Consider the following 20,084-nt stretch of genomic DNA (forward strand, 5'->3'; position numbering starts at 1 on the left):
TGCCACGGCTAGATCAACTCCATTGCGCAGCGCATACCATCATCTGCCCATAAGCTGGGGCACTGCCGATGAGCGAACGTGAACGGGGAGCGAGTGGTGTGACGGACAGGACGATGCCGGACGCCCTCCCGCTCAGGTCGGGCGACCCGACCGAGCTGGGCGGGTACCAGATCCTGGGCCGCCTCGGCGAGGGTGGGCAGGGGTCGGTCTTCCTGGGCCGCCCGGCGGGTGAGGCCGGAGCCGCTCCCGGCACGGACCCCCTCGCGGACCATGTCGCCATCAAGCTGCTGCACGGCGGGCTCACCGGTGACGACGCCGCCCGCGCGCGCTTCGTCCGCGAACTCGACGTCGCCAAGCGCGTGGCCCGGTTCTGCACCGCCCAAGTCCTCGATGCCGACGTCGCGGGTGACCAGCCCTACATCGTCAGCGAATACGTACCGGGCCTTTCGCTGCACTACGTGGTTCGCACGGACGGCCCTCGCCGAGCAGGCGCTCTAGAACGACTAGCCATCAGCACCCTGACCGCGCTTACGGCGATCCATCAGGCAGGGATCGTCCACCGCGACTTCAAACCCCACAACGTGCTGATGGGGCCGGACGGTCCGCGCGTCATCGACTTCGGTGTCTCGCGCGCGCTGGACGCCGCCGGTGAGACGCAGAACGTCGGCACGCCCGCCTACATGGCACCCGAACACTTCACCGGCGGGCAGGTCAGCACGGCGTCCGACATGTTCGCCTGGGGCACGACCATGGTGTTCGCCGCCACGGGACGTCCCGCGTTCGGCAATGACGAGATGGCCACGGTCATGCACCGGATCCTGACCGGTGAGCCGGAGCTCGGCGAACTGGCCGGGCCCATGCGCGACCTGGTCGCGGCGTGCTTGGCCAAGGAGCCCGCGCAGCGTCCGACCGCCCGGGAAGCCCAGGAGCGCCTGGTCAGCGCGGGCAGCGGCACGTCGTCGGCGTCGCCCGTCCAGCCGTTGCCCGCCTTTCCGGGGCTCCAGGACGGCCCGGGAGCCTGGAACACGCCGTCAGGGTCCACGAACCCGCAGGCCGGTGCCGTACTCCCACCCGACCACGTCACGGACCCGTCCGGCGCAAGGCACAGGACGGCTCCACAGCCCGCGTCCTTCGGCGACCAACCGCATGAGGGCCCCGGTGGGTACGCGCACGGTGCTCCCGGTATGCCGCCACCGGTTCTCCCTGGTCCGTCCCACGGCCACTCGGACGGAGGCAAGAGGTACGGACGTCTCATCCCCATCGCGGCGGCCGCCGCAGTGGCGGCCGTCATCGCGGGCGGTGCCGTCTGGGCCGCGACCAACACCGGTGATGGCAAGGACAAAGACCGGCAGTTGTCGGCGTCCGAGAACGACCAGGCGGCCCAAGGCGGCCAGGGTGCCGCGACAGGGGGCGCCGCGCAGAACCCCGTGAGCACGAAGCCGGGGCAGCCGAGCGGGAACGCGAGTCAGAACCCAGCGAATCCGAACTCGTCCACAAAGCCGAGCACTCCGCCGAGTGGGGGCTCCGCGCCGTCCAAGGGCGGAGGGGGTGGCGGAACACCGCCCAAGGAACCGGCCAACAAGTACACCCCGCAGCAGGCGTGCAACAGCGGCGGCCACGGAGGCGGCTACTACATTCAGCGCTCCCTGAGGGTCTCCGGTGGTATCGCCTACCTGCTGTACAACAGTTCCACCTACAACTGCGCGGTCACGATCAAGACGCAAAAGGTCGGAACGAAATCCCGAGTGTCGGTCTGGATCCAGAAGAAGGGCAGTAGCTCGATCGCCGACGGTGGGTCGTTCGCCTGGTACGCGGGGCCCGTGTACGTGAAGGCGCCCAACACCTGCGTCCGTTTCGGCGGCAACGGCGGCACCGCCCCCTACGGCAATTGCGGCTGACCCCGGAAAAGCCGCTCTCACAGAAAAGGCCACCCTCGCGCCGGGGTGGCCTCTGCTCTGGTGGCGGACGGGTCGACATTCGGTGCACCGGAGCCGACCCGTCGCCCTCCGACTGACCGTCAGGACGCCCACCTGGTGAGGAGCGGGTCCGAACCCGTTCCCCGCGTAGCGTGCTCAGGCGGTGGTCACGCGGCGGTCTCTAGGCGGATTCAGTTGTGGGAGGCGATGAGATGGTCGAAGTCGCCGTCCTTGGCTCCAAGGATCAGCGCTTCTATCTCCGGGCGGGTGTAGATCAGTGCGGGACCGTCGGGATGGCGGGAGTTGCGCATCGCCACCTGCCCGCCGGGCAGTTCAGCGATTTCCACACAGTTCCCCTGGGAGTTGCTTCGCCGGGATTTCAGCCACTGGGCCCCATGGAGGTCGGCGGCGGGCATCCCGTTGTCGTAGTCGATCTGGAGCATCATGTCTCTCTGAGAAAATCACCGAGAAGCTCGACGGTGCTTTCCGGGGTCGCACTGTCGACGCACAGGCGTTCCATCGCCTGTAGGTAGGTGTCGACGTCGTCGCGCTTGTCCAGGTACATCGCGCCGGTGAGGTTCTCGACGTAAACCACGTCCGGCAGGTCCTGCTCGGGAAAGCGCAGGATGGTGAACGCGCCTCCCTCGGCGGCGTGGCCCCCGAACCTGAACGGCATGATCTGGATGGTGACGTTGGGCAGCTTCGACATCTCGATGAGGTGTTCGAACTGGCCTCTCATCACCTCGGGGCCTCCGATGGGACGCTTCAGCGCCCCTTCGTCCACCACCGCCCACAGGCGCGGCGCTTCCGGGCCCGTGAGTCGTTCCTGCCGTTGCAGGCGAAGTTCCACACGCTGGTCGATCTGTTGTTCCGTGGCTCCGGCGTTACCCAGGCGGATCACCGCTCGCGCATACCCCTCCGACTGCAGCAGTCCCGGGACGAACTGCAGTTCATATGTGCGAATCAACGCCGCCGACTCCTCCAAGCCGACGTAGGTCTGGAACCAACTGGGCAACACGTCGTTGTACCGGTGCCACCAACCGGGGGTGTTGGCCTCCCGCGCCAGCTGTAGCAGCGCTTCGCGTTCAGTCTTGTCGCTGACGCCGTACAGCGAGAGCAGGTCGTCCACGTCTCGTTCTTTGAAGCTGACCCGGCCGAGCTCGAGGCGGCTGATCTTTGACTCCGACGCACGGATGACGTAGCCGGCGTCCTGACGGGTCACGCCCTTCTGCTCGCGCAGACGGCGAAGTTGCGACCCGAGCAGGATGCGGCGAACCGTCGACCCGCTTCCCGGCGTCTCTGGAGTCACGCCCAACCTCCCGGCTATTCGGCGGACAGCGAACCTAGTGTGTCACTGGCCTCTGTGTCCTGCGGCTACCTCCGATCAGTCGCGTGCCGTCCGCGTCGCCCCACACCCTCACAACGCGGATGCACGTGCATTGGGCCTTGCATTCGCACGCTACGATGCGCAGGATAACGCACGAGACTTCCGAGTACGGCTGCACAACGAGATCACTCTGCGGGGTCCGGTTGGAATGACGTCACGCCATGCGCACGACGACACGCGGTGGGAGCTCGGCCCCCTCGTAGGGCCGACGGGCGCGCACGACCACGCCGCGCTGTCGACGCCCGTCCCGGAGTCGTCCGACCTGGCCCCATGCCTGGACTCGGCCGTCACGGACCTGACCGATATGCGAGGTTCCACCGTCTCGTTCACGGTCCGGCCGGATCCGGAATCGGTCACGGCGGCCCGGCATTTCGCCATGTGCCGCCTGGTCGAATGGGGCCTTCCCCAACTGGCCGACGACGTGGGGCTCGTCGTGTCCGAGCTGGTCACGAACGCCCTGCGGCACAGCGGGGGGACGTTGAGCGGCCGGCCGGGCCGCGCCGTACGCCACGAGGGCGTGTACGGCGACCCGGCCGATCCGCTGGGCTCCGCCCCGTCGGCCATCAGGCTGCGACTCGGCCACGACACGAACTGGTTGATGTGCGGAATCCTGGACGCGAGCAAGTCCGCGCCACGCCGCAGGGAGCCCGACTACATCGCCGAGACCGGACGCGGCCTGCATCTCGTCGACTCGTTCAGTTCTCGGTGGGGTTGGCGCTCCCTGACCAACGGAAAGGTCGTCTGGGCACTGTTCAGCACCTGCTGACCCGGGCGTAACGGAGCGCCACACGGGTAGCTAGAGAGTTCCCGCCCGGTTCGCGAGGAGACGGCCGGCAGAGAGGAGCACCGGTGGATTTCGCCGTCGAACACCGCGTCGAGAAGGGCCTCACGGTCGTGAAGATCAGCGGTGAGATCGACGTCTTCACCAGTCCCCGGTTGCGCGAAGCCCTGCTCGACATCATCGACAACGGCGGTTCGCACCTCGTCATCGATCTGGGCGAGGTCACCTTCCTCGACTCCACCGGGCTGGGCGTGCTGGTCGGCATCTACCACCGGCTCCGCGCGCGCGACGGCTCGATGTCGTTCATGGGCGTCAACGACCGGGTGCGCCGCGTCTTCCACGTCACCCAGCTGACCAAGATCTTCGTGCTGCACCGCTCCCTGGACGAGGCCATCGCCGCCCACGAGTCCGCTTCCTCCTGATCTGGATGCGTTCCGCCTGATCCGCATGCGCCCGACCGGCTTCGTCGGGCCGGTTATCCACAGTTCGCGCCGACGCACCCGCCGTCGTGCGCAGCCGGTACGGTGAGACCGAGATCAAGCCCGCCGCCTGGGCACGTCCCTCCGACGCGCGCGGTGCTGTCCGCCAGCCGACCCATCGAACGGACGGGAGCGCTCCGTGGCAGAACAGCCGCTGCATGAGCACACGCTCGGCAATGGCCTCCGCGTGGTGGTCTGCGAAGACCATGTCGTACCACTGGCCGCCGTGAACATCTGGTACGGCGTGGGTTCCCGGCACGAGCGTGCCGGCCGGACCGGGCTCGCCCACCTCTTCGAGCACCTGATGTTCCAGGGCTCCGCGAACGTCGCAGAAGGCGAGCACGCCGCGCTGCTGGAGAGCGCGGGGGCCGCGTTCAACGCCAGCACCTCGTTCGAGCGGACGAACTACTACGAGACCGTCCCGGTCAGCCATCTCGACCTCGCTCTCTGGCTGGAGGCCGACCGGATGGGCACGCTGCCCGCCGCGCTCACCCAGGCCAACCTCGACAACCAGCGCGACGTGGTGAAGAACGAGCGGCGCCAGCGCTACGACAACCAGCCCTACGGGACGGCGTTCGAGCGGCTGTGCGCGCTGACCTTCCCCGCGGGCCACCCCTACGCGCACACCCCCATCGGCTCCATGGAAGACCTGGACGCCACCACGCTGGAGAACTGCACCGACTTCTTCGCCACCTGGTACGCGCCGGGCAACGCCGTCCTGTCCGTCGTCGGCGACGTCGACCCCGCGAAGACCATCGCGGCGGTCGAACGCTACTTCGGCGGCCTGCCCGCGGGCCCGGCCAAGCCGTCCGCGCGGCCGGGGGAGCTCGGCCCGCTGAGCGGCGTCCGAGAGGAGGCCCTCGACGAGGAGGTCCCCTCCCCGGCCTACTTCGCGATGTTCACGCTGCCCACCGACGGCGGCGACGACGTCGAGGCCGCCGAACTCGCGGTCGAGATCCTCGGCGGCGGCTCCGGCTCCCGCCTGTACGACCGCATGGTGCGGCGCGACGAGATCGCCACCGAGGTGTGGGCGGGCGTGACCCGGCTGGCCTCCGGCCAGTCGCTGGCGATCGTGGACGCGATCGGGCCGGAACCGGACAAGATCGCCGCCGTGCTCGACGAGGAACTCGAACGGTTCGCCGCCGAGGGCCCCAACGCCGACGAGACCGCCCGCGCCACCGCGCAGGCCGAGCGCGGCTTCCTGGAGCAGACCGAGACCGTCACGGGCCTCGCCAACGCGCTGTCGCAGAACGCCACCCAGTTCGACGACCCGGCCCGGGTGTTCACCGCCCCCGGCCGCGCCGCCGCGGTCACCGCTGACTCGATCAAGGAGATGGCGGGCCGCTGGCTCGCGCCGGGCGGCCGCACCGCCCTGACCTACGGAGGCGCCTCGTGAGCACCGGTCTCGACCTACAGCCCCGTCCCGTCCCCGGGCCGGTGCCCGCGTGGGCGTTCCCGGCCGCGGATGCGGGCCGCGTCCCCGCCGGTCCCGGCACCCTGCGCTGCGACCTGCCGGGCCGCCGCCTCGCCGCGGTCCGGCTCGTTCTGCACGCGGGCGCGGGCCGCGAACCCGCCGACCTCGACGGCGTCGCGACACTGGCGGCGCGTGCCCTGCTAGAGGGCACCGAACCGGGCGGCGGCACCGCGCTGACCGCCGCGTTCGAACGCCTCGGCGCCAGCCTCTACGCGTCCGCCGACCTGACCGCGCTGCGGATCGCGCTGGACGTCCCGGTGACCCGGCTCGACGCGGCCCTCGACCTGTTCTCGTCGGTGGTGCGCCGTCCCGCACTGGACGACGGTGACATCCGCCGCCTCGTCCGCGAACGCCTGGAGGAGATCGCCCAGGAGGACGCCGACCCCGGCTCCCGCGCCATGCGGGAACTGCGCGCGGTGATGTTCCCCGGCCAGGCGCGGGCGTCCCGGCCGACCGGCGGCAGCCGAACCTCGGTCGGCGAACTCCAGGGCGCCGACGTTCGCGGCTTCTACGGCTCCGTGGTGCCCGCTGAGGCCACCGCGGTCGTCGCGGGCGACCTGACAGGGGCGGGCGCGGACGCGGCGCTCACAGCGGCTCTGGAGGGCTGGGCGGGGTCCGGCGAGACGCTGCCCACCGCCGACCGCGTCATGCCGGAGTCGGCCGCGCGGATCGTCGTCGTCGACCGTCCCGGCTCGGTGCAGACGTACCTCAGCTTCGGGCACGGCGTCCCCGACCGCTCCCACCACGACTGGCCGTCCCTGATGGTCGCGTCGCACGTGCTCGGCGGCGGGCTCACGTCCCGGCTCAACGCGGTGCTGCGCGAGGAGAAGGGCTACACCTACGGCATGCGGGCGGGCCTGCTGCGCATGCGGCACTGCGGGCTGTTCATCGCCCAGGGCGCCGTCCACACCGAGGTCACCGCCGACGCCGTCACCGACGCGCTGACGGAACTGCGCGGCATCCTGTCGCGGGGCATCGACGCCGACGAGCACGGCTCGTCCGTCCGCGCGCTGGCCGACCGCGCCCCCGCCGAGTACGAGACGGCCCGCGCCGTCGCCGCCGAACTCGCCGACGTGTCCGCCAACGGCCTGGGCGCCGACTTCCCCAGCGCCTACCTGGCCGCCGTCCGCGCGTCCACCCCGGACGGCGTCGCCCGCGCCTACCGCACCCACATCGACCCCGAAGCGCTCACCGTCATCGCCGTCGGCGACGCCGCCCAGATCCGCGAACCCCTGGAGGCCCTCGGCTACGCCCCGGTGACCGTCACCGCCAAGGAGTAGGCCCACCCGCGCCGAACGATTTCGTCACCGTGATCCGCTTCGCACCCGAACCAATGGCATGGTGAACTAAGTCCAACAGTGCGCAACCAACCCCCACCCACGCCTGAACCGGGTCCGGCGGAACGGTCCGACGGTCGTGGTCAGACGTGGATGGAATGCGTTGCCACTCGTGCGAGGAATGTCCTCGCCGTCGGAGAAGGGAACGGCCGGTGTCCTACGGGCAGATGGCGGGCGGCGGGCCATCCGTCGACACGATCCTGTCGGAGCCGAACTGCAAACCCGGCGGCGTCGTGGCGGGCAAGGTGCATCTGCGCGGCGGAGCCGGACCCGTCGAGATCCGGCACGTGACGCTGGCGCTCATGCCGCGCATGCAGAACGGCTACGGCGGCGAGACCGCCGGGCCCGAGGTGTACCGGGGCGCCCTCACGCGCGGCTTCCGGCTGGAGGCCGCGCAGCAGCGTGACCTGTCGTTCTCCATCCCGCTGCCGTACGAGCTGCCGTTCACGACCGTGCTCGGCCACGAACTGCCCGGCTTCACCATCGGACTGTGCACGGAGGTCGACGCCAAGGGCCAACCCGACCCCGGCGACGTCGACCCGATCTCCGTCGAGCCGCTGGAATCACAGCAGTGGGCCCTCGCCGCGATCGCCCAGCTCGGGTTCCAGATCACGAACGTCACGTTCGAGTCGTCCAAGCTGCGGGGCGTCTCCCAGCGACTCCCCTTCCACCAGGAGATCCACCTCAGCCCGCCGCCGTCGCACCAGGGCCGGATCGAGAAGGTCGGTCTGAGCTTCGTCGCGAGCCCGCGCACCATGGCCTTCGTCCTACGCGCCGAGGACCGCGAGACCCCGCGGGACGAGTCGTTCGGCGTCTTCCAGGTCCCGCACTCCGAGGCCGCCGAGACCGACTGGAAAGCCAAGATCAACCAATGGCTGGAGGCCGCGGCCGCGCAACCGCGCTCGTCCACTTCCGGCCCACCCGCCCACGGCCAGGCGCCCCTCCCACCTCCGGGCGCCGCATCACCGTTCCCACCACCCCCACCAGCCGGATCCCGAGCCCAGCCCGCCGCCTACGGCGGCCCCGGAGACTACGCCCAGGTCCCCCCACCCGCACCGGCCCCCGGCCAATCCCCCTCCCCCGACCTGGCACCCGCGGCCATGCAGAACCCGGCCCACGCCCCACCCCAGCCGGGCCACGCGTACCCACAGGGCCAAGCCGCAGGCAACCAGGGCTTCCCACCACCCCCTCCCGGCACCCCACCCTGGCCCGGCGAGACCCCCGCAGCGCCCCCACCTCACGGACACGTCCCACCACCAAGACCAGCCGCCCCCGGCCAGCCCCTGCCACCGCTCCCAGGAGCAGCGGCACACGGACACGCCCCACCGCCCCCTCCGGGAGCAGCACCGGGCTATAACCCACCGACGCCTCCGGGAGCAGCACCCGGGCACGCCGCACCCCCGCCAGTGGCACCCGGCCATGCCCCGCCGCCACCCCCCGGCGCGGCATACGGGCACACACCGCCACCGCCTCCGGGAGCGGCGATGCACGGACACGCCCCGCCCCCTCCGGGGGCGTACGGCGCTGCACCCCCACCCGCGCCCTATCCACCAGCGGCGCATTCCGCGCCTCCGCCACCCGCCCCGGCGGGACCCGCGCCCTTTCCGCCTCCAGTACATGGCCATCCGGCCCCTGCGCATGTCCACCACGGCTACCACGGGCACCGTGGCCACGGCATCGGGGCCGCCGGTATGGTCGGCGGCGCCGCAGCGGCAGGAATCGCGGCTGGCGCTGTAGGAGGCATGGCCCTCGGCGCGGTAGACGCGGCGGGATACGCCCAGAACGTCGCGGGCTACATCGGCGGCCACCCCGTAGACGCCTTCGGCAACGCAATAGTCGGATACGCGGGCCAGGCCGCCGGCCAGGTCGTCGGAAACGTGGCAGCCGACGTCGCAGGCGGAGTCGCCGGTGACATCGCCGGAGAGATCGCAGGCGGCGCCGCCGAAATCCTCGGCGGCCTCCTGGGCGGCCTGTTCGGCTAACCCACCCCGCAAGCCCCATCGTGGGCCCGTCCCACACTGGACGCGCCCGGGCACGGGCAGATCGTCGCAGGCCAAACCGACGGCCACTCCGGAGACGCCCCCACAACCCGCCGGTGGGGGCATGGGGGGCCTCGCACCCAGCGCGTGAACACAACCGGGTACCCGCAAAATGTCACGGGCGACATCAGCGACCACCTCGTGGACGCCTTCGCAGCCTGCGGGCGGGGCGTGGGGCGTCGTGCTTGGCGGGTGGCGCGGCTGGGGGCGTGTGGGATGTTGAGGGCTCTGTCGGTGAGCGTTCTGTGGGGGCCTGGCTTCGCGGCTTGCGGGTGGTGTTGTGGGGGTGCGGCGCTTGTGTTGGTGGGTGCGCGGAGGAGGTCGCTTGTTGCGGTGGGTGTCAGGCTGTGGACGCCTTGTGTAGAGCGGGCGCCGGATATGTGGGGCGGGGCGTTGGGGGGCTTGGGTTGGGTGGGGAAAGTGGGACGGGGTGGGCTTTTGTGGGCGGTATTGGCTTGGCATTCGGATGAGATCCGCCGCGTCTTCGGCCAAGTGGGCCTTGGATGGTTATCGTCGTGACCATGACCACCGTGATCCTGGTCCTGCTCTGTCTCGCGATCGGCGGGCGTGAACTGTACCTGGCGTCCGACAAGCGGCTCCCCCGCGCGCAGGCGGAACTGCGCGAACTGCGCGGGCAGGTGGCCGAGTTGGCGCGGCGACATGAGGCGCTCGCGGCGGTGGTGGACGAGGCGACCGAGCCCGCCGGTATCCCCATTCCGCCGCCGCAGCAAGAAGCGCCGCCCAGCGAGGTGCTGGAGCGGCTCGACTCCGTGACCGGGCGGGTCGAGCGGTTGGAGAAGCAGTTCGGTGACATCTCCGAGGAGCTCGCGGGCGCCGACCTCGATCGGGAGGCGCAGCACGCGTTGGCCCGGTCGTTGGACGCCGTGGAGCGGGACGTCCTGGAACTGAACCGCGAGATGCTCGACCGCCTCGACCGCGAGGAGGGCGTCGTCACCGGTGTCCTGCTCAGCGAGGAGGGGGAGGCCGAGGCGTTGCTCACCGATGTCTACGAGCGGTGCGCCGGTGAGTACGGGCTGCGCGTCCGGGTTCGTGACCAGCGGTCCGACGTCGGGGGGACGGTCTACCACCTGTCCGGACGGCGGGCCGAGGTGCTCGCCGAGGATCTGTTCGCCCATGCCCGGGAGATGTACGACCCCGGTGACCCGTCCGCGCTCGGCGCGTTGTTCGTCGAGCTGGCGGCGTTGCGCGGGGGTGGGGTCGCGCAGTTCGGTCCGTTCGCCGTGGCCGTGACGCAGGGCGCGCTCGTCTGCGGTGTGCTGCCGGACGGCGCACCGCCAGAGGCGCCCAGGCGGATCGTGGAACTCGTCCACGGCCTGCCCGCCGACCGGCAGTGCGACCTGTCCTGGCTGCGGCCCGACGAGTGATCAGGGCCGGACGAAGCGGGGCGCGCCCTCCGTCCGGTCCACGCGGAACGCCAGCAGGCAGCGGGGTACGCGTGTCGCGTCGACCTGGAGGCACAGGCCGAGCCCGACGTCGGGGTCGACGAAGACCACGCGTCTGATGGCCCATAGGGCTTGCCGTGTCCTGGTCCGGGTCTCCGGACGAGTTGTTTCGTGCAGTGTGTCCGTGATGACCTGGCCCGCGTAGCGCCAGAGGGTTGCTGAGTCCAGGACGCGGACCCCTGCTGAGCGGAGGTTCGCGACGATCACGACGCCGCTGTCGTCGTCTTCGGCGGCGTCCGGCACGGGCACTTCGGGCAGGTCGCGTGGCGCTCGGGGGCCGCCGACGGCACGGTGGTAGCGGAGCGGGTCGAGCATGTCGATGACGAACGCACCGGCGTAGGGCCTGGACGCGTGGGGCGCCGCCCGTCCCGCGATCGGTACTCGGACGGCGCGTACGCCCACGTGGGCGCTGAGGTCGAAGACCATTCCGGCGTCGTCCAGCCACACGGGGACGCCGAGTTTGGCCGCCGCCTTTCGGTCGACCGCGCCCATCATTCGCCACAGCTCGTCGCTCCGGGTGGAGAGCGTCGCCGCGAGGCCGAGGCCTGGGAAGGCCCCTTCCAGCACGGCCAGTGTTGCCCGCCAAGTCGTGCTGCCCATGTATTCGGCGACGAAGGCGTCCGCCTGGGCTCTGGCACGCCAGGGGTCCAGGGGCGGTGGTGGGTCTGGGGTTGTTGTTGACGGGTCGTCGGCGATTCGTTCGTGGCGGCCGGTCGGGCGGCCCACAGGCGCCGGTTCGTGTTGGCCCCAGGAGGGTGGGGCTTCCGGGGACGCTTCCGGTTCGGGAGGGCTTGGGACGTGGGGTGCCCAGGGGGCCTGGTCACGTGCCGTCTCGTCCGGTGGTTGGACGGGTTCCCAGTCGGCGGTGGGCTGCTCGTCCTCGGGGGCGGTGCCCGCCACGTGGACGTCCTCCGGGTAGGGGCCGGGGCGGGGCGCTGCGGTGATGTCCTCCGGGTGGCCGGGGTCGTCGGGTTCGGGGCTTGGACGGTCTCGCGGGCCGAATCTCACGGTGTCGATCCTGCGCTCAGATCAAGATCATGGGCAAGGTCATGGACGGCTTTCGGGTGAGCCGAACAGGGCTGTGCACAAGGCTTGCAGGGTTTCCGGACCGTCGCGGGCGGGCCCGACGGTGAGGGCGGGTTCCGGGGCGCGGTCGAGGCTGAGCCGGACGGCGACCTCGCGGCGGGACGGGTCGCCGGTGCCCTGGGCGGCGGCGATGTCCTGGAGGCCGACGGAGATGGTCTCGGGGAGGTCGATGGCGACGGGCTGGTCGACGCGCAGTTCGTCCAGCCACAGTTCGAGGACGCGGAACGCGACGCCGTTGAGTAAGCGCCCCCACGGCTCCACAAGACCAGACGGAACGTTCTCGGTCTGGAGTTCGGGGAGCCCATACCTGGCGAGCCCCTTGGTGCTGAAGAAGAAGCCGTGCGGGCCGGGAGTGTGCGGCAACAGCATCCAGTCGGTGAGCCGGACGATGCCGTCCAAGCCGGGCAGCGAGCGGGCGACGTGGCCCGGGCTGAGGACCTGCGGGGTGAACACGTCGATCACGGGTGCGCCCAGCGCGGCCCCGACGGCGCCCGCGACCGCCCGCGCGCCCCACTCGTGGGCGGGCGGGTGGCCGGGACGGTACGCGGCGCGGACGGCGAGGAGGTGGGTGGCCGTGTCGATGGCCGCGAGGTCGGACGGCGCGGCGCCGAACGCGGCGAGCAGATCGCGGGGCAGCGGAGGAAAATGGGACGCGGGACGCTGGTCGAGGCTGAGCATGGGGCTGTCGAGCATGCCGAGGACCCGGCCGCGCAGCGGCGGCGCGGTGCGCCGGGCGACCTCGCCCCGGGCCAGGTCGGCGGGGTCGGCGATCGGTTCGGGGAGCGCCACGGCGTAGGTGCCGTGCAGCGTCTCCGGAACCGGCAGCGTCAGATCCTCACCCAACTGTTCCCCCCGGAGGGCCTCGATGCGGCGTCAACGATATCGATCAGACCGGACGAGAAAGGCGGAAACTAACTGGCGCGAATGGGACATTACCGTGCAAATCCGTTATGCCACCCGTGTCCTAGCTGGTCAGTACGATCGCGGCGGTTTCGGGAAATCGTGTTCGAACCAGACGACCTTTCCCGGCTCGGCGCGGTGCGTCCCCCAGCGGCCGGACAGGTGGCTGACCAGCTGGAGCCCGCGGCCCGACTCGTCGGTGGCGTCGGCGTGGCGGAGCCTGGGCAGGTCGGCGCCGTCGTCATAGACCTCGCAGACCAGGCTCAGGCCCTTGATCAGGCGAAGCTTGATGGAGCCCGCGCCATGGACGAGGGCGTTGGTGACCAGCTCGCTGACCAGCAACTGGACCGTGTCGGTGAGCGCTCCGACGTCCCATTCGGCGAGCTTGTCGGCGACCTGAGCACGGACCCAGGGGACGGTGCTCGGCTCGGGTTCCAGCTCCCACACGGCGACGGACTCCTTCGGGATGCCGTCGAACCCGACGGCCACGATGGCGATGTCGTCGGCGGGCGTGGCGGCGGCGAGCCCGTCGAGCAGGGAGTCGCAGGTGTGGTCGAGGTCGGGCGTCACGTCGACGAGGCGGCCGCGCATCTCGTCCAGGCCCTGCTCGACGTCGCGGTCGCGGCGTTCCAGGAGGCCGTCGGTGCACAGGACGAGCTGCGCCCCGTCCTCGACCTCGACCTCCATCGACTCGAACGGCTCGCCGCCCACGCCGATCGGCACGCCGGACGGGAGCTGAAGGACGCGGCTGTCGCCGAGCGCCGGAACCAGGACGGGGGGAACGTGCCCGGCGTTCGCGAGCGTGCACCGCCGTTCCACCGGGTCGTACACGGCGTACAGGCAGGTGGCGAGGTAGTCCTCGCCGAGGCGGCGGGCGAGGCCGTCGAGCTGGCGCAGCAGCCGCGCGGGCCGCATGTCCTCGGCGGCGAGGGTGCGGACGGCGGTGCGCAGTTGACCCATGATCGCGGCGGAGGTGAGGCCGTGGCCCATCACGTCGCCGACGACGATGCCGAGCCGACAGCCGGGCAGCGGGATGGCGTCGAACCAGTCGCCGCCGACGTTGACGGCCTGCTCGGCGGGCCGGTAGCGGTACCGGACGCGGGCCCCGGCGACGTCGGGCGGGTCGTCGGGCAGCATGCTGCGCTGGAGCTGCTCGGCGACCTGGACCTCGCGCCGGTACAGGCGCCCGTTGTCGACGCACAGGGCGGTGCGGCGGGCCAGCTCGTCCACCATGGCGAGGTCGAGCTCGTCGAACCCGGGCCGGTCGGGCTTGCGGAGGATCTTGAACGTGCCGACGACCCGGCCCCGCGCGATCAGCGGGACGATCAGCAGCGCCCGGCCGGTGAACAGCGGCCGCAGGTCGCGGCCGAAGAAGCCGGAGAACTCGGCGGCCAGCTCCGGCCCGACGCGCGGGACGTGAACGCGACGGCCCGTCCGCATGGCGGTCACGAACGGCGTCCAGGGCGGCAGGCACAGCGCCTCGCCCTCGGGGGCGACGTCGTCCCAGCGGGTGGGCTCGTCGTTGTGGACGACCGCGACGCGGCGCATCCGCGTGGTCTCGTCGATCTCGGAGACGAGCGGCCCCGAGTCGGTGACGATGCGTTCGAGCAGCTCGACGGCGGCGAAGTCGGCGAGCCGGGGCACGAGGACCTCGGCGAGCGCGCGGGCGGCCTGTAGGTGGTCGAGCGAGCTGCCGATCTGATGTCCGGCTTCGCCGAGGTAGGTCAGGGGTTCCCTCACGGCCATCGTCTCCAATCCCTCTTCAGGACACGGACTCGGGACGGGGGGCGGATGCGGCGCATCCGGGCGTGAACCACGGGGCGGGCGAACTGGGCGGAGCGGTTCCACAACGGGCGGTTCGAGAGCGGGCGGTGCCGTGACGGGCGGTTCCACGGTGGGCGGTGCCGTGGTGGACGGTTCTACGACGGGCGGTTCTGCGACGGGCGGTTCTGCGACGGGCGGCGTGGTGGACGGCGGCGTGCCTGGCGGGCCGAGCGTGCCAGGCGGGGCAAGAGAGCCAGGCGGAGCCAGGGAGCCGGGCGGGGCAAGGGAGCCGGGCGGGGCAGGCGTGCCGGGCGGAGCAAGGGTGCGGGACGTCGCGGGACGCGGGCGCGGGACAGACGTCGCGCCCCCCGTGTACGGGACGACCGGCAGCCGGAAGGTCAGCCCCAGCGAGATCGCGGGACGCCCGAGGCCGAGCACCCGCGAGGCGATCGACTCGGCGGCGTCCGGCCCGACGTCGGGCAGCAGCCCGGCGAGCCGGACGGCGAACGGCTCGGTGGTCGGCGTCGAGCCGAAGTCGGCGGACGGCGTCGCCAGCGCGGGCTCGACCCGCAGCAGCCGTACCCCGGCCGCGCGCCGGGCGCTGTCGTCGGGCTGCTCGGCGAGCCGGTCGCCGGTGGTGACGCACGGGCCGTCCTCGCGGAGCCTGCGCAGGTCGGTGGCGAGGGCGAGGACGCGGATGCCGTGGCCGCCGGGGCCCGTCTCGATCGGGTAGACCCACCAGCCGATCTCGGCGAGCGCGCCGGTGTCGACGCGCGGGACGGTGCAGGCGCCGCACCAGACGTGGCCGAAGACCGCGGGCTCGAAGACGCCTCGGTGCTCGGGCGGCAGCCGCAGCAGCGCGCCGGGCGGGCGGCCCACGGCCTGGAGGCGTCCGATGCCGAACAGTCTGGCGGCGGTCTCGTCCCAGTGGTTGATCCGGCCGCTGTCGTTGAGGGTGATGGCGGTCATCCGTGTGACACCCAGCAGGTCGGCGATGACCACCCGGTCCCCTTCCGGAGCGAAGGCTGACTTCCAGAGCGAAGGCTGAACGACGCCCATGGCAACTACTAGTAAAGGAGACGTTACAACTCGTGAGCGTGTCGCGCTGGCACTCCGGGGAACTCGTTCGAGTGAGCGCTCACTCACCGCCGCTCGCCGAGGCCGGGACCCGTGTTACCGTCCGAGGCTGGCGGAGCGGGAACACGGCGCCGGGGGCGCGCGGGAGGTGCGGTGGCAGCGGGATCGGCGGCGGGATCGGCGGGGTCGGCGGCACGTGGCCCGATGCGGGAGCGGATCCTCGCGGCGGCGGTGGAGGTGATCCGCTCACGCGGGATCGTGGCCGCGACGACCAAGGAGATCGCGCGCCGCGCGGGCGTCTCCGAGGGCAGCCTCTACAACCACTTCACCAGCAAGACCGCCCTGTTCGCGGCCGCTTTGGGCGAGGTGACGGGGACGGCCCGCGCCGCCATGACGACGCTCCTCGAATCGGTCGGGCAGGGCACGGTGGAGGAGAACCTCGTCCGGTACGCGGCGGACATGGTCCGCTTCTACGGCGAGCTGCTGCCGATGACCGGGCCCGTCCTGGCCGACCCCGAGTTGATCGCGTGGCTGCGCGACAACGGCCCCACCAGAGCGCAGGAACAAGCACAGAAAGACGCGACCGCCAAGATGGGCACAAGGGCCAGGAGTGGCCAGCCGGGGGCGGCGCCTCCGTCGGGCGCTCCGGGCGGTCCGGGCGGTCCGCCCGCCGGGCCTTCGGGTGGTTCGGCGACCGGTCCCGTGGTGGGCAACGGCGCCCTGATCGGCTACCTGGACGCGGAGCGGCGGGCCGGACGGCTGGCCGCGGGCGCCCCGCTGCCGTTCGTCGCGGCCGCCCTGCTCGGAGGGTGCCAGCAGCACGCGTTCCTGACGCGGCTCGCGGGCCCGGAGGCGGTGGCGTCGGGGGCCCAATTGCCGGGCGCGCCGGAGGAGTTCGCGGCGGGCCTCGTCCGTGCCGTTCTGGCGGGACACGCGCCCGGACGGGACGCCTGAACCGGGCCCTGACGCCCGTGGCCGACCCTGGCTGTGACCGAATGCGGCATAACGCCCTAAGAGCCCATTGACACCCTTCTCTCCTCGGCAGAAGATCACGCGACCCCCGTCGTGATCCCCCTGCCAGGGAGGCGCAATGCCGCGCAGACAGCGCACACTGTTCCGGCATCGAAGACTCACCCCCGCCATCGCCGCCGCCGCGCTCCTGATCGGAACGCTGGCGGCCGTCCCCGCCGACGCCGCCCCCAAGCCCGCCTCCACGGGCGCGGCCGTGGACGTCTACGCGGCCGACCTCAACCCCGCCGAGGTGAAGCTGCTCAACGCCTCCGGCCTCGACCGCGAGGACGTCCGGATCTCCCAGAGCAAGGAGAAGGGCAGCGTCCACGTCGAGGCCGTGATGAGTTCCGTCCAGGCCGCCGCGCTCAACCGTCAGGGCCTCGATCTGACGGTCAAGAAGGTCGACGGCAAGGACGCCCGCCAGCGCGCGAAGGCCGCCGCGCCCAAGGTGTTCCGTTCCTACAGCGGTACGGGCGGCATTCGCGAGGAGCTGCTGAGCGTCGCGTCCGAGCACCCGTCCATCGCGGCCGCCACCACCATCGGGACGACGGTCCAGGACAAGCCGATCACCGCCGTCCGCGTCACCAAGGACCCGGCCAAGCCCAACAACGGCGACCGGCCCGTCGTCGTCTACCAGGCGGCGCAGCACGCCCGCGAGTGGATCACACCGGAGATGGTCCGGCGCCTGCTGCACTACTACGTCGACGGATACGGCAAGAACGCCGCGATCACCAAGATCATCGACACGACCGAGCTGTGGTTCGTCCCGGTCGTCAACGTCGACGGCTACGACCTGACGTTCCAGGACGGTTTCAGGCTCTGGCGCAAGAACGCCCGCGACAACAACGGCGACGGCAAGATAACCGCCGGGGACGGCGTCGACCTCAACCGCAACTTCCCCTACAAGTGGGGCTACGACAACGAGGGGTCGTCCAACCTGCCGGGCAGTGAGACGTACCGTGGCAAGAGCCCCGCGTCCGAGCCCGAGACGCGCACGCAGACGACGCTCTATGAGCACGTCCGCCCGAAGTACATCGTCAACTACCACTCGGCAGCCGAACTGCTTCTGCACGGCGTCGGCTGGCAGGCCCTCACCCGCAGCCCGGACGACGCGATCCACGACGCGCTGCTCGGCGACCTCGACAATTCGGCCGTCCCCGGCTACACGCCCGAACTGGGCGCCCAGCTGTACACCACCAACGGCGACACCGACGGGCAGGCCGACAACCGCTACGGTTCCCTGTCCGTCACGCCGGAGATGGCGACGTGCACCACGGCCGCCCGGTCCGATCCCGACGACGAGTGGGAGCCCGGCGACTGCGGCAGCGTCTTCGAGTTCCCGGACGACGAGACGCTCATCCAGAAGGAGTTCGTGAAGAACCTGCCGCTCGCTCTCTCCATCGGCCAGTCGGCGCAGGACCCGGACCATCCCGTCTCGCCCGTCGGACGCACCGCGCCCGATTTCGAGCCCGACGCCTTCACCACGTCGTTCGGCTACTCGCAGAAGGTCGCGTCCGTCATCCGCAGGTCCCTCGGACACAAGAAGCTCAACTACCGCATCAACAACGGTCGCGCGCACAACACGGCCGTGCGCGAATGGCGCGGCGGCGAGCGGTTCGGGGACGAGAACAAGGTCTACTACGCCGAGTACCGGGGCGAGATCAGGCGGCAACGGCCCGGCGACAAGGTCGAGGTGTGGTTCACCGGCAGAAAGGGCCGGACGACCGTAGAAAGCAAGCACTTCACCTACACCGTCCGTGACCAACACCACGCGGACGTCCTGGTCATCGCCGACGAGGACTACAAGGGCGTCAACCCCACCTATCCGCCGGGAACGGCCAAGCCCCGCTACGCCGACCAGTACGCCGACCTCGTCAGATCCGCCCGGTACAAGCCGCTCGTCTGGGACATCGACCGCGACGGCGTCCCGCATGACCTCGGCGTGCTGAAGCACTTCGACGCCGTCGTCTGGTACCTGGGCGACAACCGCCTGACCCAGGACGCCGCCGACGAACCAGTGAAGACCTACCTCGGCGACCAGCCCGACTCGCAGGTGGCGGACCGGGAGAAGGACCTCGTCCTGTCCCTGCGCTCCTACCTGAACGAGGGCGGGAAACTCCTCCACACCGGTGAGACGGCCGGATACTTCGGTCCGCTCAGCCGCTCCAACGGCGGCGGCATCTACTACGGGCTGAAGGGTCACCCCGAACGTCCGTGCGTGGTGTCCAGCAACTTCCGGGACGACTGCGAACTGCTGTCGGACGACTTCTTCCAGTACTACCTGGGCGCCTACGACCGGCAGCGCGTCGGCGTACCGACCGGATTCACCGGCACGGACACCCCGTACAAGGGCATCACGTCGAAGCTTCCCGGCACCGAATCCAACCCGGTGAACGAGGCGGGCGGATTCCAGGTCACCTCGACCGTCCTGCCCACGGCCGACTTCCCGCAGTTCAAGAGCTGGAAGACGGGCGACTACACCGGCGCGGCGGCGCCCACCGAACCCGTCGAGGGCCAGTGGTACGTCGCGGGGCCGCACCAGGACGGCGCCTACCGTCGCCTGACCAGGACGATCGACCTGTCCACGGTCACGGCCGCGCAGGCACCGGCGCTCCAGGCCCAACTCTCCTACAGCACCGAGGCGGGCTTCGACAACGTCATCGTCGAGGCGCACACCTCCGGCGCCGAGGACTGGACGACGCTGCCCGAGAAGAACGGCAGGTCGAGCACCACCGTCCCGCAACAGTGCGAACAGGGTTACCTCCTGAACATGCACCCATTCCTCGGTCACTACCTGACCGGGGGCAACCCGTGCGGCAACACCGGCACGTCCGGCCAGTGGAACGCCATCACCGGCGACTCCAACGGCTGGGTGCCCGTCGCGTTCGACCTGTCCGCCTACGCGGGCAAGAAGGTGGAGGTGTCCATCTCCTACGTCAGCGACCCCGGCAGCGGTGGCACCGGACTCTTCGTCGACGACACCCGGTTCACCACGTCCGGTGGCCCGTCCGACGCCGAAGGGTTCGAGACGAGCCTCGGGCCCTGGGCCGTCCAGGGCGCCCCTGCGGGAAGCCCTGGAAACGGCGCCGAGTACGTCCGCTCCCAGGCGCTGATCGACTCGGTCTCGTCGGTCGCGACCAGGGACACCGTCCTGCTCGGCTTCGGCCTTGAGCAGGCCGCGGACCGGCGGGCCCTGATGGCCAGGGCGCTCCGGTACCTGCTCGACTGACGCCCCGAAGTCCCCGGGAGCCCGGCCCGCACCGGGCTCCCGGGGGCGCTCCCAGGCGCCCCCCAGGAGCGCCGCCCGCCCGGACACCGCGAGATCAGAGCGACCAGAGCCCTATACCGCAAGATCAGAGAGCGCGCAGCA

Annotated in this window: 14 protein-coding genes; 9 read left to right on the forward strand and 5 right to left on the reverse strand. The window is 71.1% G+C overall.

Annotated features, from left to right (window positions below):
• The first annotated feature begins 98 nt into the window (after positions 1-98).
• On the forward strand, positions 99-1,898 hold the full coding sequence (locus ABD808_RS34575; RefSeq protein ID WP_344906355.1) for a serine/threonine protein kinase: 1,800 nt from the start codon (positions 99-101) through the stop codon (positions 1,896-1,898).
• Positions 1,899-2,107: 209 nt separating this feature from the next.
• Here the strand turns inward: ABD808_RS34575 and ABD808_RS34580 are convergent, their stop codons facing one another.
• Together ABD808_RS34580 and ABD808_RS34585 are read right to left on the reverse strand one after the other, a co-directional pair.
• Complete coding sequence (locus ABD808_RS34580; protein ID WP_344906358.1) at positions 2,108-2,362, reverse strand: DUF397 domain-containing protein; 255 nt, start codon at positions 2,360-2,362, stop codon at positions 2,108-2,110.
• Positions 2,359-3,180, reverse strand: coding sequence for a helix-turn-helix domain-containing protein (locus tag ABD808_RS34585; protein WP_425549017.1), 822 nt, complete (start codon positions 3,178-3,180; stop codon positions 2,359-2,361). Before ABD808_RS34585 ends, ABD808_RS34580 begins: the two co-directional genes overlap by 4 nt.
• Before the next feature lie 271 nt (positions 3,181-3,451).
• Between ABD808_RS34585 and ABD808_RS34590 the strand changes: the two genes are divergently transcribed.
• The 6 genes from ABD808_RS34590 (at position 3,452) to ABD808_RS34615 (ending at position 10,798) form a co-directional block, all read left to right on the forward strand.
• Positions 3,452-4,069 carry an ATP-binding protein gene (locus tag ABD808_RS34590; RefSeq protein WP_344906364.1) on the forward strand — a complete coding sequence of 206 codons (618 nt, stop codon included), beginning with the start codon at positions 3,452-3,454 and terminating at the stop codon, positions 4,067-4,069.
• An 83-nt stretch (positions 4,070-4,152) separates the two neighbouring features.
• On the forward strand, positions 4,153-4,506 hold the full coding sequence (locus ABD808_RS34595; RefSeq protein WP_344906367.1) for an STAS domain-containing protein: 354 nt from the start codon (positions 4,153-4,155) through the stop codon (positions 4,504-4,506).
• Between the two features lie 196 nt (positions 4,507-4,702).
• A complete protein-coding gene (locus ABD808_RS34600; protein ID WP_344906370.1) occupies positions 4,703-5,959 on the forward strand; it encodes a M16 family metallopeptidase in 1,257 nt (418 codons plus the stop codon).
• Complete coding sequence (locus ABD808_RS34605) at positions 5,956-7,317, forward strand: M16 family metallopeptidase (protein ID WP_344906373.1); 1,362 nt, start codon at positions 5,956-5,958, stop codon at positions 7,315-7,317. The genes ABD808_RS34600 and ABD808_RS34605 overlap by 4 nt, the downstream gene beginning before the upstream one ends.
• A 209-nt stretch (positions 7,318-7,526) precedes the next feature.
• A complete protein-coding gene (locus ABD808_RS34610; RefSeq protein WP_344906376.1) occupies positions 7,527-9,356 on the forward strand; it encodes a sporulation protein in 1,830 nt (609 codons plus the stop codon).
• Positions 9,357-9,934: 578 nt separating this feature from the next.
• Positions 9,935-10,798, forward strand: a complete 864-nt coding sequence (locus ABD808_RS34615; RefSeq protein ID WP_344906379.1) for a hypothetical protein — start codon at positions 9,935-9,937, stop codon at positions 10,796-10,798.
• On the opposite strand, the gene ABD808_RS34620 is transcribed toward ABD808_RS34615, so the two are convergent.
• From ABD808_RS34620 to ABD808_RS34630, 3 genes are all read right to left on the reverse strand, one after another.
• The gene (locus tag ABD808_RS34620; RefSeq protein WP_344906382.1) at positions 10,799-11,884 is read right to left on the reverse strand and encodes a hypothetical protein; all 1,086 of its coding nucleotides are present in this window, start codon (positions 11,882-11,884) and stop codon (positions 10,799-10,801) included.
• A 39-nt stretch (positions 11,885-11,923) separates the two neighbouring features.
• Positions 11,924-12,805, reverse strand: a complete 882-nt coding sequence (locus ABD808_RS34625; RefSeq protein WP_344906385.1) for a hypothetical protein — start codon at positions 12,803-12,805, stop codon at positions 11,924-11,926.
• Between the two features lie 129 nt (positions 12,806-12,934).
• A complete protein-coding gene (locus tag ABD808_RS34630) occupies positions 12,935-15,628 on the reverse strand; it encodes a SpoIIE family protein phosphatase (RefSeq protein ID WP_344906388.1) in 2,694 nt (897 codons plus the stop codon).
• 228 nt (positions 15,629-15,856) lie between these two features.
• On the opposite strand from ABD808_RS34630, the gene ABD808_RS34635 reads away from it, so the two are divergent.
• Positions 15,857-16,657 (forward strand): TetR/AcrR family transcriptional regulator, encoded by an 801-nt coding sequence (locus tag ABD808_RS34635; RefSeq protein WP_344906391.1) that lies wholly within the window; start codon positions 15,857-15,859, stop codon positions 16,655-16,657.
• 136 nt (positions 16,658-16,793) lie between these two features.
• Positions 16,794-19,943 (forward strand): M14 family metallopeptidase, encoded by a 3,150-nt coding sequence (locus ABD808_RS34640; protein WP_344906394.1) that lies wholly within the window; start codon positions 16,794-16,796, stop codon positions 19,941-19,943.
• Positions 19,944-20,084 lie beyond the last annotated feature (141 nt).

The organism is Actinomadura meridiana, assembly GCF_039537545.1.
Taxonomy (GTDB): Bacteria; Actinomycetota; Actinomycetes; order Streptosporangiales; family Streptosporangiaceae; genus Spirillospora; species Spirillospora meridiana.